This window comes from Runella aurantiaca, from assembly GCF_003339505.1.
Taxonomy (GTDB): Bacteria; Bacteroidota; Bacteroidia; order Cytophagales; family Spirosomataceae; genus Runella; species Runella aurantiaca.
The window spans coordinates 1-13,961 of record NZ_QPIW01000042.1 but is presented as its reverse complement, the minus strand read 5'-3'; the positions used below and the strand labels follow the sequence as shown (position 1 = coordinate 13,961).

The window sequence follows — 13,961 nt, the reverse complement described above, 5'->3', positions numbered from 1 at the left end:
AATAGCGGTAAAAATAGAATGTTAACTGTGTCGGATATTACGACGCATCTTTTATCACCTAACACCTTCACAATCAACATTCTTATAAAATAGATTAAAGATTAAAATCAGGCAGCTTCAAGGATGATTACTTCTCCCGTTGACCCATTGACCATGATTCTGTCGCCCGTTTTGATGGTGGTAGTGGCGGAACCTGTACCCGTTACGGCTGGGAGAGCGTACTCACGACAAACGATGGCCGCGTGCGACATCATGCCGCCGATGTCGGTCACGGTGGCTTTGATTTTACCAAAAACAGGGGCCCAACTCGGCGCCGTTACGCGCGTCACCAAGATTTCATCCTGCTCCAAAAGGCCCAGTTCGTCGGGGCTGTTGATGACCCGCGCAATGCCTTCCACTTTGCCCGCCGAAGCCGCCATTCCTTTGAGGTGATTGGTGGTTTCGCCACTTTGCAACCATCCCTGCACACTTTCGGACGTAATTCCCCAAAGCATAATCGTGAAGGGTTCGGTCACCAAGGCGGGCGGCTCATTGAAAGCGGGCTTAGGCGCGGCGGTCGAAAGGGCATCAATGATTTTTTTACGACGCGCCACTTCGGTCGGAATATAATCGGGACCGATGGAAGGCACGCCCATGGCCCAACCCCGACCGTAGTCAAACAGAAGTTGGTGAATTTCTTCGCGACGGAAATAGAACATATCGTTGATATCGCTGAAAAACCCTGCTTGCACAAACACCGCGCTTAGTTCGCGCATTTTGCGCCAGAAAACGCACATTGCCCAGTGTTCAATGTAGAAATTGTGGTTTTCGACGTACGGAAATACCACCCGCGCCAAGCCGATTTTGGCATCAAAAGCTGCTTGACCTTCTTCGTCGGCAATAGAGTCACGGTATTCTTCCGTGATTCGGTCTCTTTCGGCGGCTATTGCCTCCGTCGGACGGTCAATAATTTCGCCTTTTTGCAAACGTTTCAGATAATCTTGAATGTAGCCAAAAGGAATCTCAAGGTGCTCAATCCAGTATTTATCGGTCGAGTAAAATCCGTTACCCGTCGTAAAATTAAACCACGGATATTTGGCCAACTCCCAAGCATCCAGCCATTTTTGGCCGTTTTCGGTTGCTTTCAACACTTCCAACGCCGCCGTCAATTCTTGATTGGCGACCACCTCATCCACGCCCAATTCAAGCGCCAATTTGGCTAATTTGCGCAATTCTTCGTCGGGACGGAACAAATCTACTTCCACGCCCTGCACCATTTTAGCAATCGACAAATCAGGAATGCCTGGAAAAGTTTCTTTACAAAAACCAAAAAAATCGAGGTAAGCCGCGTAGCCTAAGTTCAGAAATTCGAAGTGATACATCCATGTTTTGTAACACAAATCAATCATTTTATCGTAATTCTGAATCAGGTAGTAAGTTGGGTCAAGCCCAACACCACCCTTAACCCATTCCATATCAATCACTTCTGGAAGCGTCTCAAATTTTACGGCTTCCATTTCATCAATAACACCCTTTACTTTTTTATGCCAATTTTGGAGCAAATCATTCCAATTCATGAAATAATACCCTGCGCGTTCCAAAAATTGCGGCACGCGGTCACCGATTAATTCGGGCGCTACGCCCACGGGGCTCATGTAACAATATCCGTTGTGAATTTTAAAGTCAATTCCGTTGGCGGGCGGTATCAACCACTGGCGCGTGTTGTACTGACTCAGGCATTTTACGGCAAATTCGACGGTAATGGCATCAAAAGGCTTAAACACATTGGGCCAGTGCTGCGAATCGCAAAAGAAAAATTTAGCTTCTTCGTTTTGTTTCAGGTTATCCTGAAATACCATGTAGTAGGGGTACAATTCCTTCCAACCTTCGGCTCCTTCGGGCGCTTTGTGGTCGTAAGGACTGATGAATTTTTGAGAAGGCATAATTACGAATGATTAAAGGTTAAAGTGAACAGTTACGGACGAATTTCCAACGGCTCGATTCGTCAGCGCGGTTTATTTTTTACTTGCTAAAGGGTTCATAAGGGTGTTCAAAATGCCCTCCATTCCCGTTTTGACGGAGGAAGCGGCGGGGGCTTTTTTCTGCGACCAGACGGTTTCAGGGCGGCTTTGAAGAAGCGTAAAATTCTGACCAGCGGGCAAATCGGCATCAATCGCCCATTCAATGTCCTGTGGACAACGGTAGTGTTTTTCGATAATTTTTGCCATCCGACACACGATTTTCACTTCCTCCTCGCTCAAGCTGGGCTGCGTGGCTCGCTCGTCCACAATCTCGCGCGTCAGCACCCGACGGTTTATTTTATCGGGGACGTGTTCGATATGTTTATTTTGAATATTTGACGCAAGAATTTCCATCATCACCTTGTCTACCAAGAAGTTATCGGGCGTTACTTCTCCCGAAACCACCGCCTCACCCAGCCCCCAAGAAGCGTCAATGACGATTTTGGAGCGGTCGCCGTTGGTCGGATTGAGCGTCATGGCTACGCCAGCGGTGCGGGCGTTGACCATTTTTTGAATCACCACACTCATCAGCACTTCGTCTTCTTTGATTTGCTGATTGCGACGGTAGTTGATGGCACGCGAGGTGTACAAACTCGCCCAGCAGCGGCGCACGTGTTCGATGACTTCCTCCTCTCCCACCACCCACAGATACGTATCCTGCTGTCCCGCAAAACTCGCATCGGGCAGGTCTTCGGCGGTGGCACTCGACCGAACCGCCACGGGCAGGTCATTGGTGGCTCCTGCAAGGGTACAAAGTTGGTGATACGAAGCTTTGATGCTCTGCTCCATTTCGGAAGGCAACGGACTTACCAACAATAAGCCGCGCACTTCTTCCGATATCTTATCCAATTCGGCCACGTTGGCGCAATCAATGCCGTTTACTTTTTCGTAAATAGCCTCGGCAAGCGCCGAACCGTGCAAAAAGTCAGCGTAAGCGTGGGTAGTAATGCAAAAACCAACGGGAACTGGCAAATCAGCGGCACTCATGCTGGCCAAACTTGCCCCTTTGCCACCCAACAAATAATATTCTTCGGGCAAAGCTTCTTTAAAAAACAACGTGTATTTCATTTTACGAAAAGGGTTTTGACTGCTTTTTTACCACTCCACTTCCAAGGCCACGGGCGCTCTGAATGAGGTATTTAGGGCAAATTGAAAGGCTTGATTTTCTTTAATGGTGAGGTGCGGAATCTTGCGGGTCAGTTCTTCCAACACAATCTTAAATTCGAGTTTTGCCAAGGGCGAACCCAAACAAAAATGGATGCCGTAGCCAAACGATAGGTGCTCTTTGGCGTTAGGCCGTTGAATATCAAAGGTTTCTCCGTTTTCAAAATTGGCTTCGTCGCGATTTGCGGAGCCCATCACCAACAATAAATTGGAACCCGCTGGGATGGTCACGCCCCCGATTTCGCTGTCTTCCAGTGATTTTCGGCGCCACGAAACAATCGACGGCGAAAACCGCAGGATTTCTTCAATCGCGTTGGGAATCAGGCTTGGATTCTCGCAGATGGCTTTCCAACTTTCGGGATGGAGCAGCAATTCGCGGATGCCATTGCCCATCAACGAAGTGGTGGTTTCGTGGCCCGCAAACAGCTGACTGTAGCAAATCGCCGCAATCTCGCGGTCGCTGATTTCGTGACCTTCGGCTTGCAACCGCACCAAATCTCCTGGCAAATCGTCGGTGGGATTTTCTTTGCGCAGTGCTACCAAGTTTTGGCAATATTCCCAGTACCTCACCATATTTTGTGCGTGAACCAACTGCTCTTCTTCCGTCAAATCGCCCCAAGTAATCAACAAGCGGCTCTCAGCCCAGCTTTTTACCTGCTGCACATCTTCGTTGGGCACCCCCAACAACATAAATATCACCAAGGCGGGCAAATCATACGCCAACTGCTTCACGATTTCGGCGTGGCCTTCGTTTTCAAACTTTTCGATCATCTCAATGGCCAACGCCCTGATGCCCGGTTCGAGCTTTTTGAAGCGACTCAGGTTGAAAGCCATGCTAACGATGCGGCGTATACGTGTGTGGTCGGGTGGGATGCGTCCCGACAGGCCCGACAGACCAATCATGCCTTGGTCTTCCATTAATTTTTTGGCTTTCGGCGCAATCGGTTTAAACGGCGATTGTGCATTTTCGGAGGTGTAGGTTTTCCAATTGCTAAACACCGCCTTGATATCTTCGTAACGGGTCACGACGTAGTACCCTAATTCTTGGCTGTAAAATACGGGCTGCTCGTCCCTCGATTTCTTGTAAAAGGGAAAAGGATTTGTGAGGTCAAAAGGCTTGAATTCTTCGCTTATTTTGTGATAGGGACAGGTGCTCATTGGGAACTGTTTTTTGTGTTGACTTTCAAAACATACCCAAATGTAGAAAACAATCCTTTGGTTTTTCTTTGGTTTTTTTAGTAGTATTTTAATTCTTTTTAGAAAGATTCAAATATAATTGTCTGATTTCCTCCGAAGGTGCTCCGATATTGAATTTTTTGAGCGATTCAGTATAGATTCGGTACTGTCGGTGCAGGGCGTCAAATCGCTTTGATTCGGCCAATGCCAGCAATTTTTCCTTGTGGGCTTCTTCCAGATTGGGATTTTCGCCGAGGGCTTTATCGCAGTAGTTTATCGCCAGCGAAAGATTCCCCATTTGCCGGTGAATTTTTGCTAAACTGTATAGAAGTTTGTAGTACATCTCGCGGTACCACGTGCGTTTGCTCCAGCACCAATCATTTTCATTGTTCTCTACGTACTTGAGCGGAATGTCCATAAAAAGGTCGCCTGTATAAAGCCGCTCCGCCGACTCGTAGCAAATCTTACATTGCTCCAAATTGCCTTCTTTCAGGTGCTGATTGCCTTTGAAACACAACTCCTGAAACATCGGCAGGTCAATCCAACTGTCGTACGGCAATCGTAAATAATACATTGAGCCTTGATGCACGATAAAAGAAGACTGTTTTGAGGCATCATCGTGGCCGTTAAGTACGAGCCGCAAAAAACGGATGGCGTGGTACAAACGATTCAGTGACTGCTCGGTGCTGTCGGCTTCCGACCAGAGCAAATCGGCCAATTCTTCCGTATTAGCCCCTTTTTCGCCGCGAATCAACAAAAAAGCAAACAGGGTTTTTAATTTGCGCGTAGCACCCGCTTTGGTGTTCCAGTCAATCAATTGGCCGTTTTCGCGGTAAATCCGAACTTCTCCCAAACACCTGATTTTCCAGCGCCCTTCGTTGGTTTGGGCGGTCATGGTTTGGAAAGGCCGCTCCAAAGGGTACGCCTGTTTTTCGTCGTTTGTCTCCACCGCCACCTGTACTTCATCCACCACCTGATGCGTATCAATGGTGGAAAGCCAGTAGTTGAAGCGCGGTTTGAGTTGATTTTTTCTAATAATGCGGGGTGGCAAATAATACGGATTCGCTTTGAGTCCCTCGTGGGTGTAAATTTCGGGATGAGAAAACAAGCCCAAAAGCAGTTGTTCGTCCAACAACACCGACTCGTTGTAGACGCACACGATGGTGACGGGGTACGAAACCAACAGTTCCTGAAAGGCTTCGTGCAGTTCTCGCAAATAAATATCGCCCGAGGGCGTTCTGACCGCCCACGTCATTTCAAAAAAGAAGACCGAATCCGCTTGCACTTCTGCGGGGATGGCGCTGATGTGGGCCTGTAATGCTTTCACTACGGGTTTTGCGCGCACGACTTGTTCCCGCAAAAAAAACTCTCCTGACGAAACAACATCTCCTTCATTATCAACCAATTCAACCTCGAAAAATTCTTTCACGCTGCTCACGCTTTGTTCATCAGCCACGTAGAGCCAATGTTTGTGCGCCCCGATGATTCGTTTGATCTGTTGCCAAAGAAGGGAATAATCGCTAAAGAAAAGCCCCGGATATTTTGCTGCCATTGTGTCGTTGGGCTGCCGCATGGAGCAACCGAATGCAAGTATAGCAAATCCACCTTGGTTTATGCAAAAACCGCCCCGAGAAGTTGGGCAAAATCCCAACCTTCGGGGCGGCTGGCTTGAGGGCGCTTTTTACTTGATCTTTTTCAAATCTTTTACCGTAACGGTTCCACCGGGATAGGTAAAACTGAGGCTACGACCGCCGTTGTCCTGCGATTGCTGCACGCCCGTGAGCGGAAATCCTTTGGTGCTGTATTTGGTGATTTTACCGTCCTGCTCCAATTCAACAACGAGCACATTTTCAGCCGCGAAGTAAGCGTATTTACTGCCGTTTTGGCTACCACTAAACGCGGGCGACGAATATTCCTTCTCGGCTTTTTTATCGGTCTTGCCTTTCTTGGGAGCGGCGGCCTTTTCTTCTTCGGCCAACGTCTGCGAGAGCGGTGCAAGCTCAGCACACAACTCAGCCACTTTGGCCTTTAGGCTATTGTTAAACATATCGCCAATCATGACCATTCCACCCTGCCATTGGCCCATACCGCCCAATTCGGGGATATTGAATTGTACCTGACGACCGCCCGACAGCTTGAGTCCTGCCAATAATGAAGAAACGGTTTCTTCGCTTACGTTGTATTTTGAGGCTATTTCTTTAATCTTTTTCATGCTTCTTTTTTTGTTTCTAATCGCCAAATGGTGTTGACTCGCCCAAAAGGACATAACAATTTACAAATTATCCCTAAATAACCATGCCATCGTCTACAGTTTTTTCAATAAATCCCAATCTCCAACGGCTTTGAGATAGAGAAAATTGAGCAAAATACCGTTGGCATTGTTGATGAGGCGATGCCCTTCGGTAAAAGGCAACACCACCGTCACAATGCGCTCATGTTCAGAGGCTTCTCCCATAAACAAGTCATCGTAGCTCATGATTTTTTCTTTGGGGAGTGTGAGCTCGCAATAAAAATAGTACATGGTTTCGTCGCTCGTGCCAGTAGAAGGGTAGACAGGGTAATCTAACAAGCGAATTAATTGATTTTTTTCAACCGTCATCCCCGTTTCTTCAAATACCTCTTTGGCGGCCACTTTGACCGCATCCGACTCACTGTCAAGCATTCCGGCAGGGTGCTCGTAGGTCAGCGAGCCGTCGCATATACGGCGTTGACGGACCAGCAACAAGTATTTTTCGCGGGTTTCTTCGTCAATCAAACACACCAACACGCACAATACCTCGCCCTTCAAGAAGCAAATGGGGGGAATTTTGTCGCCCTCGGGCGTGGTGGCGTCCAGCATCAACAGCGAAAAAAGCGCATCGCCGTGGCCATTGTGGCGGGTAAATTTTTCCTCAATGTGGTGAATTTCAAGGCCGTTTTTTAACAAATTGGCTTTCCAAAGGTTAAATTTGTGAGAATCAAAGACGTTTTCGAGCATAACAATTGCAGAAGCTAACAGTGGGTATTTTTTTAGTGCAAAGTACACAAAGAAGGCACACTATCCGCAAAAAGTCGTTATTATCGTGCTTTATTAACTCCCATTTTCGGTATGGAACTCGCTATCAGTACTCCCGCTATTTTATTTTCGACTGTTTCGTTGATGATGATTGCCTTCACCAACCGCTACTTGGCCATCGCCAGTTTGATTCGTGAATTGCACGATAAATTTCGGATAAGCCCCGATGAGAACTACGTCGAGCAAATCAAACACCTTCATCGGCGGGTGCATATTATCCGAAATATTCAATTTATCATCGTGACGAGCCTGCTGTTGAGCGCGGTTTCGATGCTTTTCATCTATTTACAGTATCAATCTGTGGCGCAGGTATTATTTTTCGTGGCGTTATTGTTACAAATCGGCGCGCTGAGTTTGTCAATCTGGGAGATTTCGTTGTCTATCCACGCCCTCAAAATCGAACTAAGCGACATGGAAGAACAACTCGGCAAGCAATTTGGCTTTTTTGGGCGAACCAGTAAAGAACTTAAAAAAAGGCCCTAATCTTATCATTTTCGTAAATTGCACTCCTGAAAGCAATCAAAATGAGCACTATCAACGAGATACCTATTTCACTTAATAGCTTGGAAGTCAAAAACTTCAAAGGAGTAAAGCATATTTTGATTGAAAACCTTCCTAGAAACACCCGTTGGATTTTTTTGACTGGAGAAAATGGTTTTGGCAAAACTTCTATTTTACAGGCAATTGCAGCAGGATTAAATGGTCGTTACGATAGATTGATAAACCAATTAATTCCAGAAGTATCTTACATTCGCCTATCCCTATTTATCTCAGATACTTTATGGGAATTGAAATATTGGGAAGGAAATTACAAAGCAAAAATAACTAATGAACCTGTAAAAAACCTTCAAATTTATAGTTTGCAGTTCGCCACTTACGGTTCCTCTCGGCTTCAAATTTCTGCCCTTACCACCAAAGAAGATATAGAAAAGCAAAGCTCGTCTTCATATAGCCTGTTCAATACCGATTCAGTTTTACTAGATGTAGAACAACGCCTCAAAGATACAAAAGCCTATTTCCCAGATGAGTTCAAGCAAATTGTGGATGTTTTTCAAACGTTGATGCCCAATTTGGCCAAGATTGAAATAGAAACGTCGAATAAGACCGTTCAAGTCAAATACTTTGAAAAAGACGATGAAGGCAACTTCGTCAATGAAGGCGTAACCTTTACGCAGTTGGCGGCGGGTTACCGCAACATCATTGCCATGATTGGGGACATGATTTACCGCCTTTCAACCAAACAGGACGTTGCAAAACTTTCTGATTTAGAAGGCATTGTCATCATTGACGAATTAGAATTGCACTTACACCCCAATTATCAAAAACTGTTTGTGCAAAAACTGACCGAATTGTTTCCCAAAATTCAATTCATTGCTTCTACCCACAGCCCGATTCCGTTGTTGGGAGCACCACCCGAAACGGTGATTTTACACGTTACCCGAAGCCGTGAAAAAGGGATTGAAGTGGAAAAACTGGACGTTGATTTCAGCGTTTTGACTCCAAATGCCATTTTGACGTCGCCAATTTTCGGCTTTCAGGAACTGATTCCCGAAAGTAAATCAGACGATACCATGATACGAAGTGAGCAGACCTATCAGGAGGTACTGTTGAATGATCAATTGGATAAGCAAATTGATGAATACCTTACGGAAGAAAACAAAAATGAACTGCTTAGTCTGCTCAAAAAGTAATGAGAAAAGTAGACAAAGACTTAGTACAGAAGCCTGCTTCTTTGACTTTACCTGAATTAGCTGACCTTTTGAAGGCCATTGAAACCGATAAAAACCTGATAAACAGCGATATTTATCGGGGAAAAATCAGGAACGACGATGGAACGCTACATAAAGAAGAAGTTGTTGAAGCACTCGAAGCAATATATAACGGCAAATGTGCTTATTGTGAGGATTTTACCTCTACCGAAATTGAGCATTACCGTCCCAAGAGTCGTACTATGTACTTCCCCAAGCATGGTGGCTACTTTTGGTTGTGTTATGAATGGTCTAACTTGATACCGAGTTGTCACGGGTGTAATAAATCTAAATCTTTCGAATTTCCGATTAAGAACCAACACGTTAGGTTACCCGATTGCTATACAGACCAAGTACTTGACTTAGAAAAATGCGTAGCCCGCAATACACCATTAATCAATGAAGAACCCTATTTATTACATCCCGAAATTGACGAGCCAAAAGAGTATTTAAGTTTTCAAATAGATGAAAAAAAACGCGGAATTGCTCTAACAGGCTTAGATGGCTCCAACAAACGAGGAGAGGAAACAATTAGAATTTGCAATCTAAATCGAGAAGAATTGCTACGTAAAAGGCAGGAAGCTGTAATCTTCCCAATTTTAAAACATTTCAAATTGGCCTTTAGCTTACTATCCAAGCAAACAATTTCAAAGCCACAATTTATAGAGTTGATCTATGCAATTTTTGAAGATTTGGAAAAAGAAAAGCATAGCAATGAACGCCCTTTTACGCTTTTGAGGAAGACAATCATGGAAAGCCCTCAATCATTTAAGTCATTAATTACAAACCAATTACCTGAAGCTCAACAACAATTTATACAATTATCCTTTGAGTCTTATTTCCATTCACATTTCTAATAATTTCACACTTCTAACCAACTAAAATCAATGAGAAAACCACTCCTGTTTATCTGGTGCCTTTGTGCCTACGCTACGTTTGCGCAAGACGGCTACCAGACGCCCCCCAAACCCCTAGCCGATTTGGTCACCGCCCCGCCTACCCCAACGGTGAGCGTGGACAGCAAAGGTCAATGGATGCTGATTTCAGAACGAAACACCGCCACTACGACCATTGCCGAACTTTCACAACCCGAGTACCGAATCGCTGGTTTGCGCATCAACCCCGCCACCAACGGCCCAAGCCGGGCGGTGTACGTCAACAACCTTAAATTACGTCAGGTTTCGGCCAATGCCACCGACGTTCAGGTAACGGGCTTGCCCGCCAATGCGCAAATTTCCTCGATTCAATGGTCGCCGGATGACAGCAAAATCGCTTTTACGCACACGACCGACACCAAAATTCAGCTGTACGTAGTCGATGTAGCCACCGCCGTGGCCACCAAAGTAAGCGATGTGGCCCTCAACGCCGTATTGGGCGTGCCGTACCAGTGGCTTTCCGACAGCAAATCGTTCATCGTCAGAGGAATACCCGCCGAGCGTGGTGCTGCTCCCGAAATCAGCCGCGTACCTTCAGGGCCGACCGTTCAGGAAAACCTCGGCACCAAGGCCCAAGCCGCTACTTATCAGGACTTATTGAAAAGCCCCGCCGACGAAAAGCAATTTGAATACTACGCCACGGCCCAAACAATGAAGCTTGGACTCGATGGCAGCGTGCAAAAAATCGGCAATATGGGCCTCATCGCCACCGCCGCCCCTTCGCCCGACGGTCGTTATGTCATGATTGAGAGCATTCACCGTCCGTTTTCTTATCTGGTAACGGTCAACCGTTTTCCTTCTAAAATAGACATTTTTGACGCCGCTGGCGCATTGGTGAAAACCCTGACGGACATTCCGTTGCAGGAAAATGTGCCTTGGGGACAGGATGCCGCCCCATCGGGACAACGCAACCACAACTGGCGCAACGACGCGCCCGCAACGGTGTATTGGGTAGAAGCCAAAGACGGCGGCGACCCCAAGCGCAAAATTGCCATTCGCGACGTGGTGTACACGTTGGACGCGCCTTTCAATGGCGAAGCCAAAGAAATCTACGCGGCGGCCAATCGTTTTGGCGGCGTGACCTGGGGCAATGACCAAACGGCTTTGTTTTCGGAGCGTTGGAACGCCACCCGCAAAATCATCACCAAATTGGTCAATCCAAGCAATCCTGCCAATCCTGTCGTATTGTTTGACCGCTCGTCGGAAGACCGTTACAACAACCCCGGCACGCCCGAGTTGAAGAAAAATGCCTACGGAGAATACGTGCTTGACATCACGGCTGCCAACGAAATCTACCTCACGGGCCAAGGTGCCTCTCCCGAAGGCGACCGTCCGTTTGTAGATGTGTATAGCCTCACCACCAAGCAGGCCAAGCGTTTGTTCCGCTCAGAAGCACCGTTTTTTGAGCGCCCCATCAGCATTCTGAACGCCGAAAAAGGTTTGATTCTCACTTCGCGCGAGTCGCAGGAAGAGCAGCCGAACTATTTTATCCGTAACCTGAAACCTGCGCCCAAAAAGGGCAAAAAAGCGGCCGAACCCGCTTTGACGCAAGTGACGTTTTTCCCGCATCCGTACCCGCAATTTAAAGGCATTCAGAAGCAACAACTGCGCTACAAACGCCCCGACGGCGTGGATTTGACGGCCATGTTGCTGCTGCCTCCCGGCTATAAAAAAGAAGACGGTCCGCTACCGACGTTCCTGTGGGCGTATCCTGCCGAATTTAAGAACGCCGCCGCCGCCGGACAGGTCAACGGCTCGCCATACCAGTTTAACCGCATCAGCTATTGGACAGGCGCTGCCTTTGTGACCATGGGCTACGCCGTATTGGAAAACGCCTCCATCCCCATCGTGGGCGAAGGCGACAAAGAGCCTAACGATACTTACGTAGAGCAGTTGGTGGCGAGTGCCAAAGCCGCCATCGACGAAGGCGTACGCCTTGGCGTGGTAGATGCCAGCCGCGTAGGCGTAGGCGGCCACTCGTACGGCGCATTTATGACGGCCAACCTATTGTCGCATAGCAACTTATTCAGAGCGGGCATTGCGCGCTCGGGCGCTTACAACCGTACTTTGACACCGTTTGGCTTCCAAAACGAGCAGCGTACTTACTGGCAAGCACCAGATGTGTACAATAAAATGTCGCCGTTTATGAACGTGGACAAGGTAAAAACCCCGCTCCTGATGACCCACGGAGAAGCCGACAACAACACAGGTACCTTCCCGATTCAGTCGGAGCGGTATTACAACGCACTCAAAGGCATGGGTGCCACGGCCAAGTTGGTGTTTTTGCCCTACGAAAGCCACGGCTACACCGCCAAAGAATCGCTCCTGCACATGCTGTACGAAATGAACGGCTGGTTGGACAAATACGTGAAAAACGCACCCGCCACCACCCCCGCCACCAAGACGGGACAAATGTCGGGCGAGAAGCGCTAAGGTACTTTTATCATTCCGTAGGAATCTACTACGTTTTAAGGACAGCCGGTTGGAAACAGCCGGCTGTTTTTTTATATTTGAGGGTAGGCGGTGGTGTATACCCTTCCTTTTGGAGGTATATACGCTGTAAATAGCGTATATACAGATGTTACCTGCCATTTTAAATGACCGACACAGCAAACATAAAACGACAATTTTTAAACTCACTAAAACGTGGGACAGGCGAAGCGTATCTATTAGTGAGAGAAAATCCAAAAATTGACTTTTCAAACCACACTATTAAGGGTGTTTTGAATATTTATGCTTATGACGGACAAAGTGAAGGCGACAGAGCTAAATATATTTTTGACATAATTTCTATATCAAACCATCAAGACAAAATTCGCAAAGCTGTTTTACAAGGTTTGGCAACTGAACAAGATGACACTTGGAATTTGACACATTTATTTGCACTTGCAAAACTTTACGCTCAACAAAACGACACCGAAGTAAAACAAGCGATTTACGACAGATTTTTAAACAATACGATTGAAGGTTCTGATTGGGTTGGTGCCTATGAAATATTAGAACTTGACGGACTGAATGGATTGTTTTACGTTGCCGAAAAGTTTGGAAAACACATTGAACAAAATCCTGACGATTGGCAAGACGATTGGATAATCAAACGTTTTCAAGAAGAAAACAAAAAAATAAAGGTTTCTGAAGAACTTAAAAAGAAAGCCGAGACGAACAAGTTCATCCATATTTATCTTGATAACATAAAACGAACAAAGGCAAGTCAAGGAAATCACAGAACCAAGTCTACAAAATACAAAGACATTATTGACGAAGTATTGAACAGTAAACCTTTTATTTCATTTAGAAAAAAAAGAAATTTAACTGACGAAGAAATAAATCAAGTAGCTAAACAACTGATTGACGAAACCAACAAATCTAACATCGAAAAACTATTAGACATTTTTGACTTTTACAAATTTCCATACGACAGTCAAATAATTTTAGATTTAGCAAAACAAAAGCGGACAAGTAATAACAGAATAGTTGAAAACGCAATTGACGCATTAAAACAGTTGACAAGCAAGGAGATTAGAAACTTTGCTATGGACAAAATACAAACCGTTAAAAATCCAATTGACTATTTAGAAATTTTGGTTTCTAACTACAAAAGTGGCGACTATAAACTATTATTTGAAATCGTAAACAAGACAAACAATGAACATAAGATAGAACAATTAGCAGGAATTTATTCAAACATTTACAAAGTCAACAAAACAAAAGAATGCAAAGAACCGCTTGAAATTTTATATAACAAAATGAATTGTGCTACTGTACCCGAAGATAATTGCTATGTAAAACAAAAAGGCTGAATTTTGAAGCGACCAAGCATCAAACCAGCCTTTAAGAATGAAAAAAATCATTAGGGACGAAGTTATTAAATTGCTTCAAAAAA

Annotated in this window: 11 protein-coding genes; 5 read left to right on the top strand and 6 right to left on the bottom strand. The window is 45.8% G+C overall.

The window, feature by feature from the left end:
• Positions 1–107 precede the first annotated feature (107 nt).
• The 6 genes from DVG78_RS28475 to DVG78_RS28450 form a co-directional block, all read right to left on the bottom strand.
• Positions 108–1,922 carry a PEP-utilizing enzyme gene (locus DVG78_RS28475; RefSeq protein WP_114464415.1) on the bottom strand — a complete coding sequence of 605 codons (1,815 nt, stop codon included), beginning with the start codon at positions 1,920–1,922 and terminating at the stop codon, positions 108–110.
• 72 nt (positions 1,923–1,994) lie between these two features.
• A complete protein-coding gene (locus tag DVG78_RS28470; protein WP_114464414.1) occupies positions 1,995–3,068 on the bottom strand; it encodes a PEP/pyruvate-binding domain-containing protein in 1,074 nt (357 codons plus the stop codon).
• Between the two features lie 27 nt (positions 3,069–3,095).
• Positions 3,096–4,322, bottom strand: coding sequence for a cytochrome P450 (locus tag DVG78_RS28465; RefSeq protein ID WP_114464413.1), 1,227 nt, complete (start codon positions 4,320–4,322; stop codon positions 3,096–3,098).
• 88 nt (positions 4,323–4,410) lie between these two features.
• Complete coding sequence (locus DVG78_RS28460) at positions 4,411–5,892, bottom strand: AfsR/SARP family transcriptional regulator (protein WP_114464451.1); 1,482 nt, start codon at positions 5,890–5,892, stop codon at positions 4,411–4,413.
• A gap of 129 nt (positions 5,893–6,021) precedes the next feature.
• Entirely contained in the window at positions 6,022–6,552 is a 531-nt protein-coding gene (locus DVG78_RS28455; protein ID WP_147277196.1) for an SHOCT domain-containing protein, read from the bottom strand.
• A gap of 93 nt (positions 6,553–6,645) precedes the next feature.
• Positions 6,646–7,317 (bottom strand): NUDIX hydrolase, encoded by a 672-nt coding sequence (locus tag DVG78_RS28450; RefSeq protein WP_114464450.1) that lies wholly within the window; start codon positions 7,315–7,317, stop codon positions 6,646–6,648.
• A gap of 111 nt (positions 7,318–7,428) precedes the next feature.
• Between DVG78_RS28450 and DVG78_RS28445 the strand changes: the two genes are divergently transcribed.
• From DVG78_RS28445 to DVG78_RS28425, 5 genes are all read left to right on the top strand, one after another.
• The gene (locus tag DVG78_RS28445; protein ID WP_114464411.1) at positions 7,429–7,878 is read left to right on the top strand and encodes a DUF2721 domain-containing protein; all 450 of its coding nucleotides are present in this window, start codon (positions 7,429–7,431) and stop codon (positions 7,876–7,878) included.
• 41 nt (positions 7,879–7,919) lie between these two features.
• Positions 7,920–9,086, top strand: coding sequence for an AAA family ATPase (locus tag DVG78_RS28440; RefSeq protein ID WP_114464410.1), 1,167 nt, complete (start codon positions 7,920–7,922; stop codon positions 9,084–9,086).
• A complete protein-coding gene (locus DVG78_RS28435) occupies positions 9,086–10,000 on the top strand; it encodes an HNH endonuclease family protein (RefSeq protein WP_114464409.1) in 915 nt (304 codons plus the stop codon). The genes DVG78_RS28440 and DVG78_RS28435 overlap by 1 nt, the downstream gene beginning before the upstream one ends.
• 30 nt (positions 10,001–10,030) lie before the next feature.
• Entirely contained in the window at positions 10,031–12,511 is a 2,481-nt protein-coding gene (locus tag DVG78_RS28430) for a S9 family peptidase (protein WP_114464408.1), read from the top strand.
• 164 nt (positions 12,512–12,675) lie between these two features.
• Positions 12,676–13,878, top strand: coding sequence for a hypothetical protein (locus DVG78_RS28425; protein WP_114464407.1), 1,203 nt, complete (start codon positions 12,676–12,678; stop codon positions 13,876–13,878).
• Positions 13,879–13,961 lie beyond the last annotated feature (83 nt).